General features: G+C 71.7%; 22 protein-coding genes. 15 read left to right on the plus strand and 7 right to left on the minus strand.

From position 1 onward, the window contains the following. Nucleotides 1-246: 246 nt before the first annotated feature. The 3 genes from AC3ETA_RS29050 to AC3ETA_RS29060 form a co-directional block, all read right to left on the minus strand. Nucleotides 247-516 (minus strand): hypothetical protein, encoded by a 270-nt coding sequence (locus AC3ETA_RS29050; RefSeq protein ID WP_030956439.1) that lies wholly within the window; start codon nt 514-516, stop codon nt 247-249. Between the two features lie 126 nt (nt 517-642). Next, the gene (locus AC3ETA_RS29055) at nt 643-1,461 is read right to left on the minus strand and encodes an anti-sigma factor (protein WP_432195855.1); all 819 of its coding nucleotides are present in this window, start codon (nt 1,459-1,461) and stop codon (nt 643-645) included. Further along, nucleotides 1,458-2,000, minus strand: coding sequence for a sigma-70 family RNA polymerase sigma factor (locus tag AC3ETA_RS29060; protein ID WP_093745449.1), 543 nt, complete (start codon nt 1,998-2,000; stop codon nt 1,458-1,460). The genes AC3ETA_RS29055 and AC3ETA_RS29060 overlap by 4 nt, the downstream gene beginning before the upstream one ends. Before the next feature lie 210 nt (nt 2,001-2,210). On the opposite strand from AC3ETA_RS29060, the gene AC3ETA_RS29065 reads away from it, so the two are divergent. The 4 genes from AC3ETA_RS29065 (at nt 2,211) to AC3ETA_RS29080 (ending at nt 8,900) form a co-directional block, all read left to right on the plus strand. After that, nucleotides 2,211-3,746, plus strand: coding sequence for a DUF4331 domain-containing protein (locus tag AC3ETA_RS29065; protein ID WP_432195856.1), 1,536 nt, complete (start codon nt 2,211-2,213; stop codon nt 3,744-3,746). A gap of 199 nt (nt 3,747-3,945) precedes the next feature. Continuing rightward, nucleotides 3,946-5,517 (plus strand): tetratricopeptide repeat protein, encoded by a 1,572-nt coding sequence (locus tag AC3ETA_RS29070; protein WP_432195857.1) that lies wholly within the window; start codon nt 3,946-3,948, stop codon nt 5,515-5,517. Continuing rightward, nucleotides 5,514-7,220 carry a nickel transporter gene (locus tag AC3ETA_RS29075; protein ID WP_432195858.1) on the plus strand — a complete coding sequence of 569 codons (1,707 nt, stop codon included), beginning with the start codon at nt 5,514-5,516 and terminating at the stop codon, nt 7,218-7,220. Before AC3ETA_RS29070 ends, AC3ETA_RS29075 begins: the two co-directional genes overlap by 4 nt. 63 nt (nt 7,221-7,283) lie before the next feature. Then, the gene (locus AC3ETA_RS29080; protein ID WP_432195859.1) at nt 7,284-8,900 is read left to right on the plus strand and encodes a serine/threonine-protein kinase; all 1,617 of its coding nucleotides are present in this window, start codon (nt 7,284-7,286) and stop codon (nt 8,898-8,900) included. 22 nt (nt 8,901-8,922) lie between these two features. Here AC3ETA_RS29080 and AC3ETA_RS29085 read toward each other — a convergent pair whose 3' ends face one another. Next, complete coding sequence (locus tag AC3ETA_RS29085) at nt 8,923-9,732, minus strand: SGNH/GDSL hydrolase family protein (protein WP_432195860.1); 810 nt, start codon at nt 9,730-9,732, stop codon at nt 8,923-8,925. A 363-nt stretch (nt 9,733-10,095) separates the two neighbouring features. Between AC3ETA_RS29085 and AC3ETA_RS29090 the strand changes: the two genes are divergently transcribed. The 6 genes from AC3ETA_RS29090 (at nt 10,096) to AC3ETA_RS29115 (ending at nt 18,479) form a co-directional block, all read left to right on the plus strand. Next, nucleotides 10,096-10,533, plus strand: a complete 438-nt coding sequence (locus AC3ETA_RS29090) for a hypothetical protein (protein ID WP_432195861.1) — start codon at nt 10,096-10,098, stop codon at nt 10,531-10,533. 1 nt (nt 10,534) lies between these two features. Continuing rightward, nucleotides 10,535-11,632, plus strand: a complete 1,098-nt coding sequence (locus AC3ETA_RS29095) for a GNAT family N-acetyltransferase (RefSeq protein WP_432195862.1) — start codon at nt 10,535-10,537, stop codon at nt 11,630-11,632. A 371-nt stretch (nt 11,633-12,003) separates the two neighbouring features. Next, a complete protein-coding gene (locus tag AC3ETA_RS29100) occupies nt 12,004-12,849 on the plus strand; it encodes a glycosyltransferase family 2 protein (protein ID WP_432195863.1) in 846 nt (281 codons plus the stop codon). Beyond that, nucleotides 12,846-13,865 carry a glycosyltransferase family 2 protein gene (locus tag AC3ETA_RS29105; protein ID WP_432195864.1) on the plus strand — a complete coding sequence of 340 codons (1,020 nt, stop codon included), beginning with the start codon at nt 12,846-12,848 and terminating at the stop codon, nt 13,863-13,865. The genes AC3ETA_RS29100 and AC3ETA_RS29105 overlap by 4 nt, the downstream gene beginning before the upstream one ends. Beyond that, the gene (locus AC3ETA_RS29110) at nt 13,862-14,662 is read left to right on the plus strand and encodes a polysaccharide deacetylase family protein (protein WP_432195865.1); all 801 of its coding nucleotides are present in this window, start codon (nt 13,862-13,864) and stop codon (nt 14,660-14,662) included. The genes AC3ETA_RS29105 and AC3ETA_RS29110 overlap by 4 nt, the downstream gene beginning before the upstream one ends. Next, nucleotides 14,655-18,479 carry a lipopolysaccharide biosynthesis protein gene (locus tag AC3ETA_RS29115; RefSeq protein WP_432195866.1) on the plus strand — a complete coding sequence of 1,275 codons (3,825 nt, stop codon included), beginning with the start codon at nt 14,655-14,657 and terminating at the stop codon, nt 18,477-18,479. The genes AC3ETA_RS29110 and AC3ETA_RS29115 overlap by 8 nt, the downstream gene beginning before the upstream one ends. 22 nt (nt 18,480-18,501) lie before the next feature. Here the strand turns inward: AC3ETA_RS29115 and AC3ETA_RS29120 are convergent, their stop codons facing one another. Beyond that, nucleotides 18,502-19,914 (minus strand): GH39 family glycosyl hydrolase, encoded by a 1,413-nt coding sequence (locus AC3ETA_RS29120; RefSeq protein ID WP_432195867.1) that lies wholly within the window; start codon nt 19,912-19,914, stop codon nt 18,502-18,504. 306 nt (nt 19,915-20,220) lie between these two features. Between AC3ETA_RS29120 and AC3ETA_RS29125 the strand changes: the two genes are divergently transcribed. Both AC3ETA_RS29125 and AC3ETA_RS29130 read left to right on the plus strand, forming a co-directional pair. Then, entirely contained in the window at nt 20,221-21,315 is a 1,095-nt protein-coding gene (locus AC3ETA_RS29125) for a DUF5925 domain-containing protein (protein ID WP_176577706.1), read from the plus strand. Between the two features lie 15 nt (nt 21,316-21,330). Continuing rightward, on the plus strand, nt 21,331-22,104 hold the full coding sequence (locus tag AC3ETA_RS29130; RefSeq protein ID WP_432195868.1) for a DUF72 domain-containing protein: 774 nt from the start codon (nt 21,331-21,333) through the stop codon (nt 22,102-22,104). 8 nt (nt 22,105-22,112) lie between these two features. On the opposite strand, the gene AC3ETA_RS29135 is transcribed toward AC3ETA_RS29130, so the two are convergent. After that, nucleotides 22,113-22,481 (minus strand): GntR family transcriptional regulator, encoded by a 369-nt coding sequence (locus AC3ETA_RS29135; protein WP_432195869.1) that lies wholly within the window; start codon nt 22,479-22,481, stop codon nt 22,113-22,115. A 71-nt stretch (nt 22,482-22,552) separates the two neighbouring features. Between AC3ETA_RS29135 and AC3ETA_RS29140 the strand changes: the two genes are divergently transcribed. Both AC3ETA_RS29140 and AC3ETA_RS29145 read left to right on the plus strand, forming a co-directional pair. Then, complete coding sequence (locus AC3ETA_RS29140) at nt 22,553-23,518, plus strand: GNAT family N-acetyltransferase (RefSeq protein ID WP_432195870.1); 966 nt, start codon at nt 22,553-22,555, stop codon at nt 23,516-23,518. After that, the gene (locus tag AC3ETA_RS29145; RefSeq protein WP_432195871.1) at nt 23,499-24,002 is read left to right on the plus strand and encodes a ribonuclease FAU-1 family protein; all 504 of its coding nucleotides are present in this window, start codon (nt 23,499-23,501) and stop codon (nt 24,000-24,002) included. The genes AC3ETA_RS29140 and AC3ETA_RS29145 overlap by 20 nt, the downstream gene beginning before the upstream one ends. Before the next feature lie 57 nt (nt 24,003-24,059). On the opposite strand, the gene AC3ETA_RS29150 is transcribed toward AC3ETA_RS29145, so the two are convergent. Next, complete coding sequence (locus AC3ETA_RS29150) at nt 24,060-24,683, minus strand: class I SAM-dependent methyltransferase (RefSeq protein ID WP_432195872.1); 624 nt, start codon at nt 24,681-24,683, stop codon at nt 24,060-24,062. A 140-nt stretch (nt 24,684-24,823) separates the two neighbouring features. Here AC3ETA_RS29150 and AC3ETA_RS29155 point away from each other — a divergent pair, with 140 nt between their 5' ends. Then, the gene (locus tag AC3ETA_RS29155) at nt 24,824-24,964 is read left to right on the plus strand and encodes a hypothetical protein (protein WP_432195873.1); all 141 of its coding nucleotides are present in this window, start codon (nt 24,824-24,826) and stop codon (nt 24,962-24,964) included. Nucleotides 24,965-24,982: the final 18 nt, after the last annotated feature.

Below are 24,982 nucleotides of genomic sequence, written 5' to 3' on the forward strand. Positions count from 1 at the left end.
CCGGGTGGGGAGGACCGGGGTTCGAAAGAGCCGTCTCGTCAACGTCCGTGCGCGACTGGGGCGTTGCGCACAGGACGCGGGCCGGTGAACGAGGCGGGGTGGACTTGGGGGACGTGCCCGCGCTCGGGTAGCACTCCGGGGCACCGCTGCTTGCCGTGGGGATGACGGCGGCGACAGCGCGGTGTCGGAACGGAGCCTGCCACCGGGCGCGGGCCTCGTGAGTCGCGCGAGGAACGCCGGTGTGACTCAGCGCCCGCCGAAGAGCGAACGCCGGAGCCGGCGCAGCGGGGCGAACAGCGAGACCCGACGGACCCGCGCACCACGGTCGCTGCGCTCGTGCGTCTTGTCACGCGTCGTCAGCTCAAGCATGAGCGAAGTCGCCTCGGCCGCCTCCCGCTGGGGCACGGCGGGACCCGCCAGCACCGAGAGATGGCGGTCGAGACGCGAGCTGGTCGCGCTGCTCCCGCAGGTGATCGCAGGGACCCTGGCCCTGCTGCGCACTGTTATCTGATCCATGTCACTCCCCACCCGTACGAGTCCACCCGGCCCGGGCAGGTTAACCCTATCGTCCCGGTGAGGCACTCGTGTATCGCGGTCACAGGATTCACCTTCCCCGTAAGGGTGTTGACGACTCGTTCCCGATTACTCTCCGAATCCGACCGATTTCAGGGCGAGTTGGACAACAGGCTGGCTGGTGGGTTGCGGTGATCCCCCGCCGGGCTCGACGGTCACAGCCAGTGACGTCGCTGACTTGTCGAGACCGGACGCGACCAAGGGCGTGTCGCCGTCGAAAAGCCCCAGGGAGCGTGGTTGCACATCGGGGCGCATGAGCCAGAGCTGGTGCACCCGGCCGCTCGGCAGTTCGCCGTATCCGCTCAGAGTGACGACGGCGCGCCCCTCCGATGCGGAGGCCAGCACTCCGATCGTCCTGCCCTCGGCGTCCTCGCCGGCGGCGGCCCGGGCGTCGGGAGCGCCCAGAACGTTAGCGATCTCACTCGCCCGCGCCTGCTGGGCCTGAAGCTGATCCTGCGTCCGGTTCGCCTGGACGGCGAAGAGGGCAGCGACGACGAGGGCCGCTGCGGCGGTGGCCGTCGCGAACGGCACGAACAAAGGGCGCGTCCTGGGCGCACGGGAGCGCGGCGGCGGCTGGGTGCCCCACACGTGCGGCGGCAGTTGCGGCGCCCGCGCGTGTGCCGACTCCCGCCCGACGGGCTCCTGCGGAGTGGCGCGTACGGCGGCCAGGACCCGGTCGCGCATCGCGGCCGGCGGCGCGGCGGCCGTCGACCAGGCGAGGCGGACGGCATCCTCGGACAGCGCGCGCACCTCGGCGGCACAGCTGTCACAGGTCCTCAGGTGCTTCTCGAAGCGGAGCCGCTCGCCGGGCTCCAGCGCGTCCAGGGCGTAGGGCGCGGCGAGGGAGTGCAGGTCCTCGCGGCGCAGCAGGCGGTCGACGAAGCTCACGCGACTCCTCCCAGGCACTTGCGCAGCTGGGTGAGTCCGTCGCGCATCCGGGTCTTGACCGTGCCCAGCGGCAGTGACAGCCGCTCGGCCACTTCACGGTATGTGTAGCCGTCGTAGTAGGCGAGGGTGACCGACTGACGCTGGAGGGCGGTCAGGCGCTCCAGGCAGCGGCGCACCCACTCGCGTTCGAGGCCGGCCTCGACCTCCTCGGCCACGTGGTCGAACGCGGGGTGGTTCGCGCGCAGGGCCTCGCGCTGCTCGCGCTCACCGGCCGCGCGGGCGCTGCGCACCCGGTCCACGGCGCGGCGGTGGGCGAGGGTGAGGACCCAGGACAGGGCGCTGCCCCGGCCCGGGTCGAACTTCGCCGCGGACCGCCACAGTTCGAGCAGCACCTCCTGCGCCACCTCCTCGGACTGGGCGGGGTCGCGCACCACACGCCGCACGAGCCCGAACACCGGGCCGGAGACCAGGCCGTACAGCTCCTCGAAGGCCTTCTGGTCACCGCCCGCCACGAGCACCAGCAGCTCGTCCGCCTCCAACTCGTCTCCCCCTCCAGCCAGACCGCATCTCGGCCGCCTTGTCCCACGAGGTATTCGCAACGAACACACCTCCGGATGGGGTTACGGATCAACGGACCGAAAAAGCGGGTCGGACGGCCAGAAAAATTTGTTTTCGAGATCGACCAATCCGGCCCGCCCCCCGCTCCGAATCCCGGTGCGTCAGGCAAGTTGGGACTGAGGACGGACGGCATGACACCTAATTCCAGGAGCGGTGCGGGACGCAAGGGCCTCGCGACCCTCGTATGTGGTGCGCTGGCCGCCGGGGGGCTCGCAGCCGCCGGCGTCGCCGCGCTGGAACCGGGGGCGGCCTCCGCCTCCAGCCACCGGGAGGCCCCGCTCATCTCGGGGACCCCGCAGTACGACAACACGGACGTGTACGCGTTCGTCAGCCCGGACAAGCCGGACACGACGACGATCGTCGCGAACTGGATCCCGTTCGAGGAACCGGCCGGCGGACCGAACTTCTTCCCCTTCGCGGAGGACGCGCAGTACGACCTCCACATCGACAACAACGGTGACGCGCAGGGCGAGCTGCTGTACCGGTTCACCTTCGACACGCACGTCAAGAACAAGAAGACGTTCCTGTACAACACGGGTCCGGTCGAGTCTCTGGACGACCCGGACCTCAACGTCACGCAGACGTACGACATCGAGCTGATCAAGCTCAGGAACCAGAAGCCGGTCTCGAAGACGAAGATCGCCAACGACGTCCCGGTGGCGCCCTCGAACGTCGGCAAGGCGTCGATGCCGGACTACGCCAAGCTGCGCGAGCAGGCCGTGCACGAGCTGCACGGCGGCACGACGACGTTCGCCGGCCAGGCCGACGACCCGTTCTTCCTGGACCTGCGCGTCTTCGACCTGCTGTACGGCGGGAACCTCTCCGAGGTCGGCAACGACACGCTCAAGGGCTACAACGTCAACTCCATAGCCCTCCAGGTCCCGACCCACATGATCACCGAGTCGGCGGACCAGCCGATCGTCGGCATCTGGTCGACGACGCAGCGGCAGAACGCCAAGGGCTACTACGAGCAGGTCTCGCGCCTGGGCAACCCGCTGGTGAACGAGGTCGTCAACCCGATCAAGGACAAGGACAAGTTCAACGCGTCCGCGCCCTGGGACGACGCCCAGTTCCTGAAGAACGTCACCAACCCCGAGCTGCCGAAGCTCATCGAGGGGATCTACAAGATCCCGGCGCCCAAGGAGCCGCGCAACGACCTGGTCGACGTCTTCCTCAAGGGCGTCAAGGGCCTCAACCAGCCGCCGCACGTGCGCCCGGCAGAGGAGCTGCGCCTGAACACGTCGATCAAGCCGACGGACAAGCCCAAGCGGCTCGGTGTCCTCGACGGCGACAACGCGGGCTTCCCGAACGGCCGCCGGCTCACCGACGACGTCATCGACGCCGCCCTCCAGGTCGTCGAGGGCGAACTGGTGGGCGCCAAGAACGACCTGGGCGACGCGGTCGACAAGAACGACAAGGACTTCGAGAAGGCCTTCCCGTACGTCGCCCTGCCGACCGAGGGTTCGCGCGGCCCGCTCGCCAAGGGCACCGACGGCGGCACGGACGTCCGCAGCCAGCTCGGCGACGCCCTCCAGCCGGCCGGCGCCTCCGGCGGCACCGACAACATGGCCCTGATCGCCGGCTCGGCCGGCGCCGGCGCCCTGGGCATCCTCCTCATCGGCGGGGCCCTGATGTGGTGGCGCCGGATGCGGGACCGGGCGTACTAGACGCTCCGCGGGGGGCGGGGAACGGCTGTTGGTCGGGTGCCGGCCGGCTGTGGCCGGTCGCGCAGCTCCCCGCGCCCCTGAGGGCGTTGCCGAACGCCCCACTGACTGGCGCGGCCCGCGAAGTACTCATCCCCCACGGCGCGGGCCGCGCCGTCGCACATGGCAACAACCTTTGCTGGAAAGCCGATTGAGGAGAGGCATGGCCCCGCGTACGAACGACAGCGCTCCCGGGAACGAGGAGAACGGGCGCGACCTCTCGACGCCGGCCCAGGCACCCCAGCCCGTCCGGCGTTTGAGGACGAGGCCCGTTCAGGGCCGAAGCGGGGACTCGGGGGCGGCAGCCCCCGACGGGGTCGAAGCGGCGGAGCCCCTGGAGGACACGAAGGGCAAGGGCGGCGGGAGCGAGGATCGTGTCGCCGCGTTGCGCCGTTTCGCCGCCGCCGGACGGCGTCACCGGGCACTGCATCTCGCCGGATGCACGGCGCTGCTGGCCGTGGCGCTCACCGCCGGTTCCATCGCCCTCGGCGCGGCACGGGACAACACGGGTCAGCGCGTCGCCCCGGCCTCCGCCGCTGTCTCCCCCGGTCTGCTCACCACCGGCGCCCTGGACACCGGCATCGCCTCCCTCCAGGCCCACCTCCGCGACCAGCCCAGGGACTTCGGCAGCTGGTCCACCCTCGGTCTCGCCTACGTCGAGCAGGCCCGCACCAAGGGCGACCCCTCCCGCTACCCCCAGGCGGAACAGGCGTTCAAGCGCTCACTCGCCCTGTCCCCCGACAACGACCAGGCCCTCGCAGGCCGAGCAGCCCTCGCCGCCGCGCGGCACGACTTCGAGGACGCCCTGAAGTACGCCGACCAGGCACTGAAGGTGAACCCCTACAGCGAACGCGCCCTGTGCACCCGCGTCGACGCCCTCGTCGAACTCGGCCGCTACGCCGACGCGGCCGAGGCCGCCGACACCGCCGACGACCGCCGCCCGGGCATCCCGGTCTTCACCCGCTACGCCTACGTACACGAGCTGCGCGGTGACGTCCGCACGGCCGAGCGCGTACTGCGACAGGCGCTCTCCTCCGCCGTCTCCCCCGGCGACCTCGCGTACGTCGCGACCCAGCTCGGCCAACTCGCCTGGAACCAGGGGGACTACGACACCGCGCTCACGCACTACGCCCGAGCGCTCGCCGCCGACGAGAACTACCTCCCCGCCCTGGAGGGCCGCGCCCGTGCCCAGGCCGCCGGCGGCGACAGGGAAGCCGCGCTCAAGGGCCTTGAGGACGTCGTCTCCCGCTACCCCCTCCCCGGCCCGCTGGTGGAACTCGGCGAGCTGTACGAGTCGGCCGGCGACAAGGTGAAGGCGGACGACCAGTACGCCCTCGTCGACGCCTGGACGGCCCTCGCCCGCGCCAACGGCGTCAACGCCGACCTCGACACCGCCCTCGCGGCGGCCGACCACGGCGACAGGAAGTCCGCCCTGCGCGCCGCCCGCGCCGAGTGGGACCGCCGGCGGACCGTGCACACCGCGGACGCCCTCGCCTGGGCGCTGCACGTCAACGGCAAGGACGAGGAGGCACTCCCGTACGCCCGAAAGGCCACGGCCACGGGCTACCGCAACGCCGCGTTCCTCTACCACCGGGGCGTCATCGAGCACGCCACGGGCAACGCCGAGGACGCCCGCGAGCACCTGGCGGCCGCGCTGAAACTGAACCCCGGCTTCTCCCCGCTGGGCGCCCGTCAGGCCCGTACGGCGCTGAAGGACCTGGAGGTGGCCGAGTGACTCCCCGTCGTCTGTTCGCCTCCGGCGCCGCCGTCCTGACGGCGGCCTGCGCGCTCGCGCTGTTCGCCTCCCCTCCCGCGAGCGCGCACCCCCTCGGCAACTTCACCGTCAACCGCTACGACGGCCTGGTCCTCGCCCCCGGCGAACTGCGCGTCCACCACGTCGAGGACCTCGCCGAGATCCCGGCGACACAGGCGAAGCCCGACATCGAGAAGGCGGGCATGACGGCGTGGGCCCGGCAGCGCTGCGAGAGCGCCGCACGGGGCAGCGAGGTCACGGTCGCCGGCCGTACGGTCGAACTGACGCTGAAGAGCAGCCACGCGCGTGTGCGCCCCGGCCAGGCGGGCCTCGACACGCTCCGGGTGGAGTGCCGGCTCTCGGCGTCCGTCTCCGAGGGCGCGACCGTCGCCCTCGGTTTCCGCAGCGCGGGCGCGGAGTCCGGTCCGGGCTGGCGGGAGATCACGGCGCGCGGCGACCGTATGACGCTCACCGCGTCGGACGTGCCGAAGACCTCGGTCTCCGGCGAACTGACCAGGTATCCGGAGGAGTTGCTCTCCTCCCCGGCCGACACCGCGAGCGCCTCGCTACGCGTGCGCCCCGGCGGCCCCGCCCTTGCCGAGTCCGAGCAGGACGCCCCCGCCGCCTCGGTCCTGCCGCGCGGCGCCGACCGCTGGACGCGCGCCCTGGACGACCTGGTCTCCCGGCACGAACTCACCTTCGGCTTCGCCGCGCTCGCCCTGGTCATCGCGGTCTTCCTGGGCGCGATGCACGCGCTCGCGCCCGGCCACGGCAAGACCATCATGGCCGCCGTCGCGACGGCGCGCGGCGGCCGGGCTCGCCTGAAGGACGTCATGCCCCTGGCCGCCTCGGTGACGGTCACCCACACCCTGGGCGTGGTCGCCCTGGGCCTGCTGATCACCGCCGGTTCGGCCGCCGCGCCCTCGGTCATCACCTGGCTTGGCCTGGCGAGCGGCGCCCTGGTACTCGCAGCGGGCGCGACCCTCGTACGCCGCGCCTGGCACATCCGCAAGCACGGGCACGGGCACGGGCACGGGCACGGGCACTCACACGACCACGACCACGACCACGAGCATCCGCACGACCACGGCGACCACGGCGACCACGGCGACCACCCCCACGAGCACACCCACGACCACGACCGCGAACCGGTCCTGGTGGCCGCCCACACTCACACCCCCACCGAGACCCCCACAGCGACCCGGCCCCTCGCCCACACACACGTCCCCGCACACGCGGATCCCCACTCCCATCCCCACCCCCACCCCCACAACCCCACCCACAAGCACGGCCTGCTCACCCACACCCACGGCGGGTTCTCCCACACCCACTCCACCGCCCCCACCCTCCGCGGCACGATCCTCCTCGGCTTCGCCGGTGGGCTGGTCCCCAGTCCATCAGCGGTCGTCGTACTCGTCGGCGCGGCGGCGCTCGGCAAGGCGTGGTTCGGACTGCTGCTCGTCGTGGCGTACGGCGTCGGGCTCGCCCTGACCCTGACGGCGGCCGGGTTCGCCGTCGTCAAGCTGGGAACCGGTGTCACCCGGGTACTGGACAGGCGCCCTCGCTGGACCGCGCACCCGGTCACGACCTTCCTGCGCAGGACGGCCCCGCTGGCGTCCGCGCTCCTGGTCGTGCTGCTCGGGGCCGGATTGGTGTTCAAGGGGGCGGCATCCGTACTCGGCTGAGCTACTTTTGGGAAGAAATCGCACGGAGTGGAGATTTCGCACGGATGCGAATGGGGGACGCCCGTGTCCGAAGAACACGGCAGTGAACGGGTGATCGCGGGCCGCTACCGCCTCCTGTCCCCGCTCGGCGAGGGCGGCATGGGCACCGTGTGGCGGGCCCGCGACGAGGTGCTGCACCGCGAGGTGGCCGTCAAGGAGGTGCGGGCGCCGGCCGGGCTGGCCACGTCGGAGGTCGAGCGGATGTACGCCCGGCTGGAGCGCGAGGCGTGGGCGGCGGCGCGGGTCGCCAACCGCAACGTCGTCACGGTGTACGACGTGGCCGCGCAGGACGGCCGGCCCTGGATCGTGATGGAACTGGTCCGCGGCATCTCGCTGGCCGAGTTGCTGGACGCCGAGGGCCCGTTGAGTCCGCAGCGTGCCGCGCACATCGGCGCCGAGGTGCTGTCCGCGCTGCGGGCCGCGCACGACGCCGGGGTGCTGCACCGGGACGTGAAACCGGCCAACGTGCTGATGTCGAACGACGGCCGGGTCGTGCTGACCGACTTCGGTATCGCGATGGTCGAGGGCAGCTCGGCGCTGACCATGACCGGCGAGGTCATCGGCTCCCCCGAGTTCCTCGCCCCGGAGCGCGCGCTGGGCCGCACACCGGGCCCGGAGTCGGACCTGTGGTCCCTCGGTGTGCTGCTGTACGCGGCGGTGGAGGGCAACTCCCCGTTCCGTCAGAACACCCCGCTGAGCACCCTGCGCGCGATCGTCGACGACGAGCTGCCCCCGCCGCACCGGGCCGGTCCGCTGGCCCCCGTCATCGAGGGGCTGCTGCGCAAGGACCCGGCCGAACGGCTGTCTGCCGGGCAGGCGGAGCAGGATCTGCGGATCGTCGCAGCGGGAGGCACGGTGAGCGCGGGCACCGTGCGGGCGACCCCGTACACCCCGACCGTCGCGGCGTTCCCGGCTCCGTCGCGGACCGCCCCGACGGCCCCGGTCCCCGCGCCTGACCCGACCCGGCCCGTGCCTCCCGGTCCGGCGACGGCCCCCGTCCGGCCGGACCGCAACCGGCGTGCCGCGCTCACCCTGATCGCGGGCATCGCCGTCCTCGCGCTGGCCGTGGCGGGGCTGACCTACGCCCTCCTCAACCGTGGGGGCGGCGGCGGGAACGAGGGGAACGACGGCACCACGAGCCAGGCGGGCGGCGGGACCTCGCAGAAGGAGACCGAGGACGAGGGCGGCTCCGGTGGGGACGACAGTCCCTCGCCGAGTCCGAGCGAGAGCCGTACCAGCGCGCCGGCGCCGCAGACGGTGCAGGTGGCGCTGACGGGCTCGAACCTGGAGTACTCCGGGGCGTGTCCGCCGCCGAGCGGTCAGGCGCCCGCCTTCACGGCTTCGTTCACGGTGGGGCGGCTGCCGGCCGAGGTCACCTATCGCTGGGTGTCCGAGGACGGAAAGGTGATGGACCAGGGCTGGAAGACCCTGTCGTTCCCGGAGGGCGGCGGGCGGACGAAGCAGGACCGGGCGTTCGTCACGACGTACGACGACAACGGGACCTTCGAGGGCCGGATCAGCGTCGAGGTCCGCGACCCGGTGAAGACGAAGTCCGACTCGGTGCCGTTCTCGGTGACATGTGAGACGGAGACCCCGACGGGCGGGGTCTCACAGACGCCGAGCACATCGCCGGAGTCGTAGACGCGGCTGCTCGGCGGGGGTCTCAGGCCGCGCTGTTCAGGACCGGGAGATAGCCACCCGACTGGCCCGCGGCCGTCGGGTGGTACGACTCGGGGATGTTGAGCCAGTTGATGGCGTGCATCCATGAGCTGCCGGAGCAGAGTTCGTGTCCCGTGAAGGTGGTCCGTACGTCACCGAAGGCGAACCCGTGGTTCAGGGCACGCTTCTCGGTGGCCGCGTCGATGTAGTCGGCGGCCCCGTTGAGCGCCTTGCGCTTGGTCTCGGACAGGCCGAGACACCCGGAGACGCCCAGCTTGTAGAAGCGCGGGTAGCCGAGCACGACCACATGGGCGGACGGGGCCTTGGCCCGGATGGCCGAGTACACGGTTTCGAGCCGGCCGGGCAGCGTGGAGTCGACGAACGCCTTGGCGGTGTTGATGCGTGAGACGCAGGCGCTGTCGGACTGGAGCACACAGGTCGTCATGATGTCCGCGAAACCGGCGTCGTTGCCGCCGATCGAGATGGACACCAGTGCGGTGGCGGAGCTGAGCGGACCGAGTTGACTGGCGGTCACATCACCCGTTCGGGCGCCCGAGCAGGCAGTGAAGTCGAACGACGAGGGTGAGTTGGCGGCGGCCCACAGGTAGGGATACGCCTTCGTGCTGCGCTTGCAGTCGCCGCTGGAGCCGATGTAGCTGCCCGAGCCGAGGCCCGAGGAGTAGGAGTCGCCGAGGGCCACGTACCCGCCGATCGCGGCGGAGTCGGCGGCCTGCGCGGTGGCTGCCCCGGTGAGGGCGGTGCCGACGGCGAGGAGGAGTGAGGCGACGTATACGGAAAGTCGGGAACGTCTCATGGAACCTCCCTATAGCAGGATCTCTGCCATAACCGTCGTACCAACTACGCGTGTTGACGGGAAGTGTCCATGCCAAAACTTTTCCGCGCATCGCGGTGCCCTGCCCATGGGCGACGTTCCGATCCGGCTCGCCGCGACAACCAGCGGGGCAGCGGCTCCCCGAACCGGCTGCTGAAGCTCGTTCCGTGACTCGTCCGAACATCACCTGAACCAGCGGTCCCCCCAGGCCCCGCGCCTGCGGGGACCGTTCGCGCGCGGCGGGAACCGAACACATGTCAAGAGGTCGTTCGCATCTTGACGACCACTGCGGCACTGAGCCACATTGAAGCCCGGCATCCGGCGCTTCGGGGGGCAAAGTCGCCAATGCAGACCTTACGTATCAAGGCACGTATCAAGACAGACTCGGCTCAGGACGCCGAGCGTGCGCGACCAGGTCCGGGAAGGGACCTGACGGCGCTGCTCGCGGGCGCCGCGACGGCCGTGGCGGTGATCGGCGCGGTCCTCGCGCTGGTCGACTCCGACGCGGCGCTGCGCGGACCCTTCACTCTGTTCTTCCTGCTCGCGGCACCGGCCGGGGCCATCGCCGCCGCGCTGCGCGGGCTGGAACCGTTCGGCCGGACCGTGGCCTCGGTTGCGGGCGCGGTCGTGGTCAACATGCTGGTGACCCAGGGCATGCTCGCCGTGCACCGGTGGTCGGTACGCGGCGGAATCGTGGCCGTGACCGCGATCAGCGCCCTGATTCTCCTGCTGGTTCTGCTGCGGCGGCTGAGCGGCCGTACGACCCGAAGGCGGACTGACTGACGTGGACATCAGCGTGTACCGTCCCGGCGAGCTCAGCTCCGCCGACCGGGCGGCATGGACATCGATGCAGTCCAAGGCCCATCTCCAGGGCTCGCCCGAGCTCGCCAACCCCTTCCTGTCGCCCGAGTTCGCCCTCGCCGTCGGCCGCTGCCGGCGCGGGGTGCGCATCGCGGTCGTACGGGAGGGCGGTGAGCCGGCCGCGTTCTTCCCGTTCCAGCGGACCGCGTCCGGCGTGGGCCGGGCCATCGGCCTCGGCGTCTCGGACGCCCAGGGCGTGGTCCACCGGCCCGGGTTCACCTGGGAGGCCCGGGAACTGCTGAAGGCGTGCGGGCTCGCCGTATGGGAGTTCGACCACCTGGTGGACGGCCAGGCGGCGTTCGGGGCGGAGGCCTCCGGCACGTTCCCGTCCCCGGTCATGGACGTCGACCAGGGGTACGAGGCGTATCTGACCCGACTCCGGGAGCGGTCACCGAAGTTCACTCGGACGACGCTCGCCAAGGAACGCAGGCTCGGCCGGGACCACGACGGCGTGCGGTACGTGCACGACGAGCGGGACCCGGCGGCACTGCGCACGCTGATGGCCTGGAAGTCGGCGCAGTACCGCAGGACCGGGCGCAGCGACCGCTTCGCGCACGCGTGGATCACGCTCCTGGTGGAGCAGCTCTTCCACACCCGCTCGGAGCCGTTCGCCGGGATCCTGTCGGTGCTGTACGCCGGCGGCAGACCGATCGCCGCGCACTTCGGGCTGCGCACCGAACGGGTGCTGGCCTGCTGGTTCCCGGCGTACGACCCGGCGTTCTCGAAGTACTCGCCGGGCCTGGTCCTGCATCTGCGCATGGCCGAGGCGGCCGCCGCCGACGGGATCGCTCATCTCGATCTCGGCCGGGGCCAGAAGGAGTACAAGGACTCCCTGAAGACACGCGAGCTGACGGTGTCGGAGGGGTGGGTGAGCAGGCGTCACCCGGTCGCGTTCGGACACCGGGCACGCCGTGCCCCGGTCCGGGCGCTGCGCAACACCGTGCAGACCCGGCCGGAGCTGTTCGAACCGGCGGACCGGCTTCTGAAACGTATGGGGAAGATCCGGTCCGGAAATAGCTAACTCCGGTCAAACCGACAAAAACGTGAGGGCTCGTTCCAGCTCTTGCCATACTGGCTCAATCGTCAATACCGTCTTATATCTCACTCGCATCGGACGATCGGCCGCGGCTCCAGGGGAGGGCTCAAGGACCGCGGCGGTCCCGGCGCGGGGCGCGGTAGGGGGGTGCTCGGTGAAGGTGTCCGCACTTGAGTCCGAGTCGTGCCGCGCGACCGGCTGCCGCTTTTCGGGTGGCCGGCCAGAAATGCCAGCTCACCACACGCGTACGGGGATTCGTTCTGCCGTGCCGTGAGTGAGAGACCCCCCTTTCGAACCGGACACACAGCCGGGCCGCCCAGGGGCGGGCGGTCCACCGGACGAGAGGGACCTGACTCATGAGTTCTTTCCTGCGCCCGGCGGTCGCGGACCAGGATCCGTCACCGGTCGGCAAGTACCGGCCCATCTCCTCTCACCTGGCCATCACGCCGCCGGTGAGCGTGGTGATCCCGGCCATGAACGAGGCGGAGAACCTGCCGTACGTCTTCAAGACCCTTCCGGACTGGATCCACGAAGTGGTCCTGGTGGACGGCAACTCCACCGACGACACCGTCGAAGTGGCCCGTGAGCTGTGGCCCGAGGTGAAGGTCGTCCGGCAGCGCGGCAGGGGCAAGGGGGATGCCCTGATCACCGGGTTCGAGGCGGCCACCGGCGACATCATCGTGATGGTGGACGCCGACGGCTCGGCGGACGGCCAGGAGATCGTCAGTTACGTCTCCGCCCTGGTCTCGGGCGCCGACTTCGCCAAGGGGTCCCGCTTCGCCAACGGCGGCGGCACCGACGACATGACGCCGATCCGCAAGCTCGGCAACTGGGCCCTGTGCACGGCCGTCAACCGCAAGTTCGGCGCCCGCTACACCGATCTCTGCTATGGATACAACGCGTTCTGGCGGCACTGCCTGGACAAGATCGAACTCGACTGCACCGGCTTCGAGGTGGAGACCCTGATGAACATCCGGGTCGTCAAGGCGGGCCTGAAGGTGCAGGAGATACCCAGCCACGAGTACCTCCGCATCCACGGCACGAGCAATCTGCGGGCCGTGCGGGACGGGCTGCGGGTGCTCAAGGTCATCCTGAAGGAGCGCTCCAACCGGCGTGCCCTGCGCCGCCGCACCGCCGCGGCGCACTCCCCCAAGCTCGACTCGGTCCACTCGGGTCACTCGGTCCGGGGAGAGGCGTCTTGAGCGGTCCCGACATCTCCGTCGTGATCTGCGTGTACACCGAGGACCGCTGGGAGGACATCCTCGCGGCGGTCTCCTCGGTACGGGCGCAGGCGTGTCCGGCCCTGGAGACGCTGCTGGTCGTCGACCACAACGAGGCGCTCCTGGACCGGCTGACCAAGGAGTACAAGGAAGCGGCCGACGTGCGGGTGCTCGCCAACGCGGGCCCCCGCGGTCTGTCCGCCGGCCGCAACACCGGCATCGCCGCCTCCTGCGGCGAGGTAGTCGCGTTCCTCGACGACGACGCCGTGGCCGAGCGCGACTGGCTGCGGTACTTCGCGGCGGGGTACGCCGACCCGCGCGTGATGGCGGTCGGCGGGCGCACCGAGCCGATCTGGGCGTCGGGGAGGCGGCCGGACTGGTTCCCGGAGGAGTTCGACTGGGTCGTCGGCTGCACCTACCGGGGCCTGCCGGACGGGCGGGTCCAGGTGCGCAACGTCCTCGGCGGCAACGCCTCCTTCCGGCGCACCGCGTTCGACTTCGCGGGCGGCTTCGCCACCGGCATCGGGCGCGACGGCGACCGGCTGCCGCTGGGCTGCGAGGAGACGGAGCTGTGCATCCGGCTCACCCGGGCCAGGCCCGACACCGTGCTGCTGATCGACGACCGCGCGGTGATCCACCACCGGGTGCCCGAACCGCGCGAGCACTTCCGGTACTTCCGTACGCGCACCTACGCCGAGGGCCTGTCCAAGGCGCTCGTGGCCCGGAGTGTCGGCGCCGGCAAGGGGCTGGAGTCCGAGCGCCGGTACACCACCCGGGTCCTGCCGGCCGGGGTGGCGCGCGGGCTGCGGGACGCCGTACTGGCCCGGCCGGGCGGCGCGGGCCGGGCGGGCGCGATCGTGGCGGGGGTGCTGACGGCGGCCGGTGGGTACGTCGTGGGGAGCGTCCGGGCGCGCCGGGGCGGCGCCACGTACTCGGTGGCGGCGCCGGAAGGGAACTCCGGCGGCGGGGAACGCGGCGGCGAGGGGGGAGCGGGATGAGCGACGCGCCGGTACCGATCCTGATGTACCACGCCGTCTCGACCTCGCCGAACGACGCCACCCGCCAACTGTCGGTGGCGCCGGAGGCGTTCGCGGAGCAGATGGCGCTGATCGGCGACCTCGGCCTCACCCCCGTCCGGACGGCCGACCTGGCGGAGCGCTGGCGCTCCGGCAAACCGCTGCCCGAGCGGCCGGTGCTGATCACCTTCGACGACGGCTACGAGGGCGTGCACCGGCATGCGCTGCCCGTGCTCGCCGAGCACGGCTTCGCGGCCACGGTGTTCGTCTCCACGGGATGGCTGAAGGGCCCGCACGACACGGGCGGCGGCCTGGACACCATGCTCGACTGGGACCAGGTGCGCGAACTCGCCGCCGCGGACGTCGAGATCGGCGGCCACAGCCACACCCATCCGCAGCTCGACCAGCTCGCCGACGGCAGGCTGCGCTCCGAGCTGATCCTGTGCAAGGAGATCGTCTCGGACCTGCTCGGCACCGTCCCGGCCTCGTTCGCCTACCCGTACGGCTACTCCAGCCGCCGGGTGCGCGAGGCGGTGCGCGAGACCGGGTACGCCCAGGCGCTCGCCGTCAACAACGGGCTCGCGCGGCGCCGGCAGGGACCGTACGCGCTCACCCGCCTCACCGTGCGCCGTGCCACCGGTATCGAGGAGTTCCGGCGGATGGTCGAGGGCCGTGCGATCGCCCGCACCTTCGCCAGGGACCGCGCCCTCACCAAGGGGTACGCAGTTCTCCGCAGAGCCCGACAGGTCCGCCGGAAGGCCATCCGTTCCCGTGTCTGACACGACGACCACGACCGAGCCCGCATCGACCGACGCGAAGGCGCCCGAGCAGTCGGGGCGCCGCCTTCGCCTGCCCGGCCTGGGCAGGTCCTCCGGGGGCAGCCCGCTGTTCCGCAACGCCTACGCCCTGATGATCAATACCGGCGTCTCCGCCGTGCTGGGGCTGGGTTTCTGGCTGGCCGCCGCCCGCTACTACTCCGAGTCCGCGGTCGGCCAGGGGTCCGCCGCGATCGCCGCGATGAAGTTCCTCGCGGGGCTCACCGCGGTGGCCCTGACGGGCGCGCTGGCCCGCTTCATCCCGGTCGCGGGGCGCAGGAGCGGCCGGCTGATCTTCCGTACGTACGCGGGAAGTTGTGTGATCGTGGCGCTGGCCGCGGGCGTCTTCCTGCTGACGCTGGACCTGTGGGGGCCGTCGTACCGGTTCCTGAACGGGCCGCTGAACGGGCTCTTCTTCGTCGTGGCCGTCGTCGCCTGGAACCTGCTCACGCTCCAGGACGGAGTGCTGACCGGGCTGCGCAGCGCGCTGTGGGTGCCGGTCGGCAACACCGTGTTCTCCGCGGTGAAGCTGGGTCTGCTGATGGCGTTCGCGGTGGCGATCCCCACCGCCGGTGTCTTCGTCTCCTGGGTCGCGGCGATCGCGGTGTCGGTGCTGCCGCTGGGCTGGCTGGTGTTCCGGCGGCTGGTGCCACGCCATGCGGCGGCGACCGATGAGCAGGCCCGTCCGCCGTCGCTGAAGGAGATCGGGAGGTTCCTGGCGGGCGACTACACCGGCTCGCTGTTCTCGCTGGCCGTGGTCTACCTCATCCCCGTGATCGTGGCCGCGCAGGTCTCGTCCGAGGACAACGCCTACTTCTACATCACGGCCACCATCGGTGGCACCGTCAATCTGCTCGCCATCAACATGGGCGCCTCGCTCACGGTCGAGGGCGCGCACGACCCGGGCCGGCTGGCCGCCAACACCCGTGCGGCGCTCAGGCGTATGGCGCGGATCATGCTTCCGGTCGCCGCGATCCTGTTCTTCGGGGCGCCCTGGATCCTGGGCGTGTTCGGTCCGGGCTACGCGGACGCGGCGACCCCGCTGCTGCGCTGGTTCGCGGTCGGCGGGCTGCTGCGGGTCGTCATGGAGACGTACTTCGCGGTGCTGCGTGCCCAGAGCCGCACCGCCGGACTGGCATGGCTCCAGGGCCTGTTGTGCGCCCTGGTGCTCGGTCTGACACTGCTGCTGCTCCCGCGCATGGGCCTGACCGGCGCCGGTGTCGCCGAGATCGCGTCCCTGTCGGTGATCGTCGCGATCGCCGCGCCCAGGCTGTACCGGACCGTGCGGGCGTCCCAGGGCGCGGTGCCCGAGGACGCCGCCCCCGACGGCGACCTCGCCGACCTGGGGGCGCGCGAGGTGCCCGAGGGGGCGCGCAGGCGCGGGTCCGCCTGGTCGCTGGACAACGACACCCTCGCGCTCGGTATCCACGTCGACTTCGACCACCTGGAACGCCGGCCAGACGTACGCCCCGGACCGGGGACGCCGCCCACGGGCACACCGCGGATCCGGCCGGAGCACCGCCCGGCCTGGGCCCGCGCCTCGGAGTTCGGTCTGCCGGTTCAGGAGCCCCGGGCGTCGGCCGAGCCGGCCGAGGTGGACGCCCCGTTCGGGGACGAGTTCGACGCCGGCAAGGGCGAGGCGGCCGTACCGGAGGAGCGCGAGGAGGCTGTCGTAGGGGAGGAGGCCGCCGTACCGGAAGAGCTGTCCCTGCACGAAGAGCCGGTGCTCCCGGCCGACGCGCCCGCGCCGAGCCGGCGGGAGCGACTGCTGCCGACCCGGCTCGGGGTGATCCTCGGCTGTCTGCTGATCGCCGCGCTGCTGCTGTACTGGGTGCCCGCGCTGCGGCTCGGCGAGAGCGACCTGGACGGCATGGGCGGGCTCGGGCTGATCTCGGTGCTGCCGCCGCCGACGCTGCTCGGGGCCGCACTGCTGGCGGTGACGTTCGCGTCGCTGCTGTGGCTGGGCCGGGAGCACCGGGCGCTGCTGCTGATCACCCTGCTCACGACGGTCGTGTCGCTGCACGCCCTGCCCGCCCTGATCGAGACCGAGCCGCGGTTCGCGACGGCCTGGCAGCACCTGGGCTTCCTCGACTACATCGACCGCACCGGCTCGGCCGTACCCGACCTGGACGCGCGCTGGAGCTGGCCGGGCTTCTTCGCGGTGGCCGCGTTCGCCGCGCAGGCGTGCGGGGTCAGCGACCCGACCGAGCTCATCCGCTGGTGGCCGCTGACCATGCAGCTGCTGTACCTGGTCCCGATGTTCCTGCTGGTGCGCCACATGCGGGCGAGCTGGCGGGCCAAGTGGACCGGCATCTGGGTGTTCGTGCTCAGCGGCTGGGTGGGCCAGGACTACTTCTCGCCGCAGGGCTTCACCTATCTGCTGTACCTGGTGTTCGCGGCGATCCTGCTGGTCTGGTTCCGCGCGCCACGCGTGATCTGGACGAAGCGGCGGCCCGGCGAGCTGGAGGTCGAGCCGACGGAACGGCGGCAGCGGGCCGTGCTGCTGATGGTGGTCATCGGGCTGTTCGCGGCGAGCGTCCCGGCGCACCAGCTCACGCCGTTCGTGATGCTGGGCGTGCTGACGGCGCTCGTCCTGGTCGGCAGGTCCGAACTGCGCGGCCTGCCCATCCTGTTCGGCGTCATGGTGACGGTGTGGATCGGCTTCATGGCCGAGCCGTACTGGTCGGGCCACTTCGACGAGCTCTTCGGCGGGGTCGGCGGCGTGGGTTCGAACGTGTCGTCGTCGGTGTCCGGTCGTATCGAGGGCGGCAGTTCGACCCACAAGCTGGTGCTGTACGTCCGTGTGCTGCTGGCGGGCGGTGTGATGGCGTTCGCCTGCTGGGGCTGGTGGCGCCGGCGCTTCCACCACTACCGGGAGCGTTCACTGCTCGTCCTGACCTTCGTGCCGTTCCTGGGCTTCGGGATGCAGTCGTACGGCGGTGAGATGGCCCTGCGGGTGTTCATGTTCGCCCTGCCCGGCGCGGCGCTGCTGACCGGGCTCGCGTTCTTCCCGCGCACCGGCGTCACCGCAAAGGAACGCGACAAGGACCGGGTGAGCCTGGCCCCGCTGGCCGCGCTGATGGCGGGCCTGGTGCTGATGGGCGGCTTCCTGGTGGCCCGCTGGGGCAACGAGCCGTTCGAACGGGTGCGGCCCGGCGAGGTCGCCGCCATGGAGTACGTGTACGCCCATGACGATCCGACCCTGAGGCTGCTGTGGCTGAGCAGCGACCCGGTCAACGACGTGACACCGGCGATGCCGTGGGGCTCGCGGGACATGGAGAAGGTCTCCTACCTGCCGACGCAGGCGCCGGTCGACCCGGTGCTGGTGTCGGGCCTGGTGAAGGCGCTGAAGGACGCGGGCCCGAACTCGTATCTGATGATCAACCGGGGTCAGGTCACCTACCTCCGGCTGGACGTGGGCTATTCGGCGAGCTGGGAGACACGGCTGCTGCTGAACCTGGACAAGCGCCAGGAGCTGAAGCGGGTCTTCACCAATGCCGACGTGACGATGTACGCGTTGCGCAAGCAGCCGGCGGGTGCGGTGCCGAAGGCCGATCCCGGGCCCATCGGGCCGCAGGTGACGTGGACGCCGTGGTCGGTGGTCGGCGGGCTCGCGGCGGCGGCGCTGATCGTGCTGCTGATGGCCCGCGAGATCGTCCGGGTGGCGACGGCGCCGAGCGTGCGGCAGCTGCGCCGGCTCCAGAGCAGCTTCTGGTTCTCGCTGCCGCTCATCGCGGTGCTGCTGGCCTCGCTCGTGCAGCGGTTCCTGACGATCAAGTGAGGGCCGTACGGGGTCAAATGGCTCAGCGCTTGAGCCACTTGACCCCGTACGCCTGGAACTCGGCCTTCTTCCCGTCGATCTTCACGGTGGTCTGCCGGTCAAGGGTGTTCACGGCCAGGATCACCTTGTCCGTGGCCAGGACCCGGACGTCGGTCCCGTCCACGGACACCGGCCTGTACTCGGTCCCCGGCCCGAACTCCTTGCCGAACCGCGAGACCAGGTCGTACATGGGCAGCTTCGCGCCGCCGTCCGGGGTGTCGGTCGGCGTCCACAGACAGCCGGCGCACTCGGTGCCCTTCTCCTTCTCCGGGTTCCAGTAGAAGGCGGAGGTGGTGCCGCCCCTGGCCAGCGCGATCATGCCGGCGGCCTGGACGGCGCCGCGGCGGGCCTCGGACCAGCCCTTGCGTTCGTCGTTGCCGTCGCCGGGCTCGACGTAGTACTCGGCCCACCACAGCGGCAGATCACCGCTCTGCCCGCGCACCCACCGGCTCACGTCCGTGAACTTGTCGGTGGCCGTGAACTCGTCGGGCAGGAGTTCGTCGTCGCGGGTGTAGCTGGAGCCGTCGACGACGACGAAGTCGGCGCCCGCCTTGTGTTCGTTCCAGTACCCGAAGGCGTCGACGGTGCGCTGGTCGAGGGCGCCCCAGGCACCGGTGAGGGCCTTCGACGCCTCCGCGGCCCGCGGGTCGACGCTGTCCATCACGAGGTACGGCCCGCCGACCATGATGTCCGGGTTGACCTTCTTGAGCGCCCGGTGGACGAGGTTGTACAGCTTCGTGTAGCCCTCGTAGTCCCAGCGGGCCTCGGCGTCGTTCCAGAAGCCCTTGAACTCGTTCCAGACGATGAAGTGGCGTACGTCCGGGTAACGCTTGGCGACGGTCACGGCGAGCGCGGCGAAGTCGTCGAAGTGCCCGGGGTCGGGTGCGGTCTCCAGGGCGGCCTGGCTCCAGTCGGTGTTGTCGACGCCGGCCTCGCCGCCCTTCATCCAGTCGGGGGCGCAGCACAGGGTGACGACCGGGGTGCTGCCGGAGGCACGGACGAAGTCGATGCGGCGGTCCATCGCCTCGAAGTCGTAACGCCCCCTGACCGGCTCGGGGTTGTCGGCGCCCCAGCCCATGACGTGCTGGATCTGCGGCAGCCCGCCGGCGTCCGCGAGCCGCCCCCGGACGCGCTGCACGGCTGCGGAGGCGCCCTCGTCGGCGCTGTGCTGGGTGTGTGTGAAGCCCCAGCCCACCTGCGGATCCGTCGCGTCCGGCGTGGCCGTCGGGTTGCCGTGCGGCTTGTCGCCGTCGCGTGTGGTGCCGTCGGTGTTCACGCCGTTGCCCGGAAGCGTGTTGAGGAGGGTCACGAGCAGGGCCAGTGCCGCGGCGCCCACGCCGAGCAGCGCGGTGAGCCGCCACCGCCGTGCCCCCGAATTCCACCCATGACGTCCCATCAAGGACAACGGTAACGGGGGTGTCGGCCGCTCGGGCAGGTTTCGGCTCCACACGGTCCTGTAACAGAGCGCGGCGGCGCACGGGGATGCGATGGGGGGGTGCAGGGGGACGCGACGGGAGTGCCGGGCCGGCATGCGACCCCGGCGCCCAGGGCAGGGCGCCCGGGGCGACGCGGCCGGGGGTGCCCGGGGCGACACGGCCGGGGGTGCCCGGGGAATGCCACGCACGCACCCGACGTGCACCGTTGGCGGGATGTGGCACGGAAACCGGGTGCACGGGGCCGCCGCGTGCCGGATCATGGCCGCATGTCTGCGAACCCACACGACGCTCTGCCAATCCGGCTCAACGTCGACGACAGCGACTCGCCGTCCGACGTCGTCGACGCGCTGTTCCTCGGCCGCTTCGCGACGGGCGAGCAGCCGTACTCGCACGCGGCGAACATCGACCGCGTACGGTCCGGGGCGACGCTGCTGCCGCCGGGCGCCCGTGTGCTGCGCACCGCCCGTGACGACGACCGCAGCGCCACGCTGGCGGAGGGCGAGGGCTGGACCCTGCTGATCTCCCGCTGGAACCGCGGTGCCGACGTCACCGTGACCGCGACCAGCGAGGAACTGGCCGAGCGGGTGCTCGGCGAGGCGACGGACGGCGCGGCCGACGAGCCCGAACCGCAGCCGGAGAACGTGACCATGGGTTTCTGGTACGTCTCCCCCAGGCGTGGCCCGCACCGCACGACCCGGCAGATCTCGGCGGGCACCTGGGACGAGGTGCGGGCCAACTACACCGCGCCGGTGGCGGACGCGATGGACCGCCTGATGAAGACGACCCCGGAGGACATCGCCGGCCGGCTGCTCCTGCTGCACGGCCCGCCGGGCACCGGCAAGACGTCGGCGCTGCGGACGCTGGCCCGCTCCTGGCGGGACTGGTGCCAGGTGGACTGCGTGCTGGACCCGGAGCGGCTGTTCAGTGACGTCGGATATCTGATGGACATCGCGATCGGCGAGGAGGACTCGACGGGCAAGGGCCGCTGGCGGCTGCTCCTGCTGGAGGACTGCGACGAGCTGATCCGGGGCGAGGCCAAGCACACGGCGGGGCAGGCCCTGTCGCGGCTGCTCAACCTGACGGACGGCCTGCTGGGCCAGGGCCGCAACGTCCTGGTCGGTGTGACGACCAACGAGGACCTGGAGCGCCTGCACCCGGCCGTCGTCCGCCCGGGCCGCTGCCTGGCCCGTATCGAGGTGGGGCCGCTGACGCGCCGCGAGGCGGTGGGCTGGCTGGGCGCGGAGGAGGGCATCGGCCGCGAGGGCGCCACGCTGGCGGAGCTGTACGCGCTGAAGCGGGGCACGTCGCCGACGGCGCTGCCGGATCCGCGGGACGGGGCGGACGCGGGGCTGTACCTGTAGTGCTTTGATGGGGGTATGACCCTGTTCGTCGGCACGTCGGGGTGGCAGTACAAGGACTGGCGGGACGTCCTGTACCCGGCCGACGTACCGGTGCGCCTCTGGCTGGAGGAGTACGCCGCCCAATTCGCCACGGTAGAGATCAACAACGCCTTCTACCGGCTGCCGACGCGGGAGAACTTCGAGGCGTGGCGGGACCGGGTGCCGCAGGACTTCGTGGTCGCGGTGAAGGCGAGCCGCTATCTGACCCACATCAAGCGGCTGCGGGATCCCGAGGAGCCGGTGCACCGGCTGATGTCCCGTGCGCAGGGGTTGGGCGCCCGGCTGGGCCCGGTGCTGCTGCAACTGCCACCCACACTGCGAGCGGACGCCGGCCTGCTGGACGCGTGCCTGGCCTGCTTCCCGCCCTCGACGCGGGTCGCGGTGGAGCCACGGCACGACAGCTGGTGGACCCAAGAGGTACGCGAGGTGCTCGGGTCCCGGGGCGCGGCCCTGTGCTGGGCCGACGTCGAGTCCCGACCGGTGACACCGCTGTGGCGCACCACCGACTGGGGCTACGTCCGTTTCCATGTGGGCCGCGCACATGTGTGGCCGCACTACGGCCGACGGGCACTGGCGACGTGGGTGGAGCGCATCACCGGCATGTGGTCGGACGCCGAGGACGTGTACGCGTACTTCAACAACGACCCGACGGGGGCGGCGGTGCAGGACGCGATGGCGTTCGCACGAGCGGCGACGGCGGCGGGCCGGGAGCCGACGCGCACACCACGGCACCTCCTCTCACCGGCCTGACAACCTGCCTACTCCCCGTAGACCGCCCGCAGCGCATCACGTACGGCGCCGATCGCGTCCGCCTCCGTCAGCCCCAGCCGCCGGGCGCGATCGGCGTACGTCCGGGCAGCCGACGCGAGCTCCCGCTCCGCCGCCGAGCCGGCGGCCGCGACGAACGTGCCGTTGCGCCCCCGCGTCTCGATCACCCCGTCGCTCTCCAGCGCCCGGTACGCCTTGGCGACCGTGTTGGCGGCCAGCCCCAGGGACTCCGCCAGCCCGCGCACGGTCGGCAGCCGGTAGCCCACCGGCAGCGCCCCCGATCGCGCCTGCTCCGAGATCTGCGCCCGCACCTGCTCGTACGGTGCGGCACTGTCGTCGATGTGGATCTTCAAGGTCACGGGGCCGATTGTCCCGCACCGGCCGGAAAATGAGAGGCATCCGCGCACATCCCCACGTAGCGTGCGCCTCCGTGACCGTGACCGTGCGCGACCTCCGCCCCGAAGTGCCCGCCGACGTCGAGCGTTTCGCCCACAGCCGCCACCTCGCCCTGCCGTACATCCTGTGGACCCCGGAGGCCATCGTCCACCGCCAGGCCCACACCCATCCCGACGCCCACCACCGCTCCCTCGTCGCGGAGGAGGACGGCGAGACGATCGGCACGGCCCAGGTCGGCATGGCGTACGACAGCCCGGAGCCCGGCCAGGGCTACCTGAACGTCTATGTGCGGCCGGACCGCACCCGCCGCGGTGCCGGCGAGCTACTGGTCCGCGCTGCCGAGGAGCACCTGCGCTCGCTCGGGGCGGCCAAGCTGTTCTCGTGGGTCCTCGACGAGCCGGGCAACCGCGCGTTCGCCGAGCGGCACGGCTATCGCCCGAGCCGCTCCGCCCACTTCCTGCGCCTGGACCTTGCGGGCGGCACCCTGCCGCCGCTCCAGGAGCTCCCGCCCGGGGTCGAACTGCGCACGGCCGCCGACTTCGCGGACGACCCGCGCCCGCTGTTCCGGCTCGACGCGGAGACTGCGTCGGACGAACCGAGCGACGTGGGCGCCGAGTTCACCGACTACGAGGCGTGGCTCGCGGAGACCTGGAAGCATCCGCTCCTCGACCTGGACCTGACGTCGGTCGCCGTCGTCGACGGCCGTCCCGCCGCGTTCAGCTCCGCCTTCACGGACCGCGCCACCCTCCCCCGCTCTCGACTTCGCCCGATCGGGGGGACCTCCATCTCCACAGCGATGACCGGCACCGCCCGCGCCCACCGCGGCCGGGGCCTGGCCAAGCTTGCCAAGAACGCCTCCCTGCACCGCGCCCGCGCCGCCGGCTACCGGGAGGCGTTCACCGGCAACGACACCGACAATGAGCCCATGCTGGCGATCAACTTCTGGTTCGGCTACCAGATCTGCGCGACGGAGGTCCGCCATGTCCGCGAACTCGGCTGAGCGGCCTCGCGCCCTGGACGTGGTCCTCGTCAAGGGCGGCCGTACGAAGATCCGTTACGCGGCCGAGCTGGTCGCCGACGACGGCACCCGGATCGCCGTGCGCGCCCCGTGGTCCGGTGACGGCGTCCGCGACTTCGGCTTCGTGCGGTTCGAGCCGGGCGATGTCTTCACCGAGTACTACTGGCGCGACCGCTGGTACGCCGTGAAGGAGGTCCGCGACGCCGCGGGCGCCCTGAAGGGCTGGTACTGCGACGTCACCCGCCCGGCCACGCTGTCGGGCACGGAGCTGGTCGTCGAGGACCTCGACCTGGACCTGTGGCGCTCCGCCGACGGCACGGACGTGCTGCGTCTGGACGAGGACGAGTTCGCCGAGAGCGGTCTTGCGCGGTCGGACCCGGAGGCGGCCGCCGCGGCCGTGGCGGCTCTCGACGAGCTGGAGGCGTTCGCCACGGTCGAGGGCGGTCTGGAGTCACTGCTGGCCTAGGGCCATGGGGCTCGCGGTTCCGCAAAGGCCCCGCGTGCCGGTCGCCGCCTCCGCCCGTCAGGCCATCGCCACCACGGCGTACCGCTCGTCGGTCACGGCCCTGCCCCACAGCGGCTCGTCGTCCGACAGGCGCTCCACCCGCACCTGGCCGGCGAGCGGCGCGAGGAGTTCGGTGAGCCGCTCCGCCGGTATGCCGGCCGGGGCGGCGCCGGCGACGGTGTCCCACACGCCCTCGACCAGCACGAACCGTCCTCCCGGGCGCAGCAGCTCGCGCCAGTGCCGCAGGACCCGGCCCGGGTCGGGCAGCGCCCACAGGACATGCCGTACGAGCACCACGTCGAACCGCTCCTCCCCCACCGGGGGCGCCGCCGCGTCACCGACGAGGAACACCGCGTCACGCCCGGCGAGCTTGGCGCGGGCGAGATCGACCATCGCCGGGGACCGGTCCACCCCGGTGACGCGGTGCCCCTGCTCGGCCGCGAGGAGCGACAGGCTGCCGGTGCCGCAGCCCAGGTCGAGGACGTCACAGGCGCGATCGGGCAGCCAGGACCGCAGCCGGGTGGCCCATGCCCGGCGGACTTCGGGGTCGCGCAGGCCGTGGTCCGGCTCGTCGTCGAAGGTGGCGGCGGCCGAGTCCCAGTCCGGGGCCGCCCCTGTGATGGCGTGTTCACCGTTCGTCATGCGGCCAAGAGTGACACCCGCCACTGACAGTCGAATCGTGACTGCCGCCACTGACAGAGCCTGCACCGATGAGGAACTCTCCCCCAACGGGTCTACCCCGGTGAGAACGCGGAACTCGGTGGGCCCTGAAGGAGGCAGCCATGCGCCGTGCAACCGTGCAGAAGCCCCTGAAGAGGCAGTCCAGCACCCGACGCCGGATCCAGGAGGAGGCCGAAGAGCGCCCCTCGGGACGACCGGAGGTCCGCAAGGACATAGCCCGGGTCTGGTGGCCGGACAGCTGAGAAACCCGGCCGGCCGGA

This window comes from Streptomyces sp. bgisy027 (assembly GCF_057710365.1).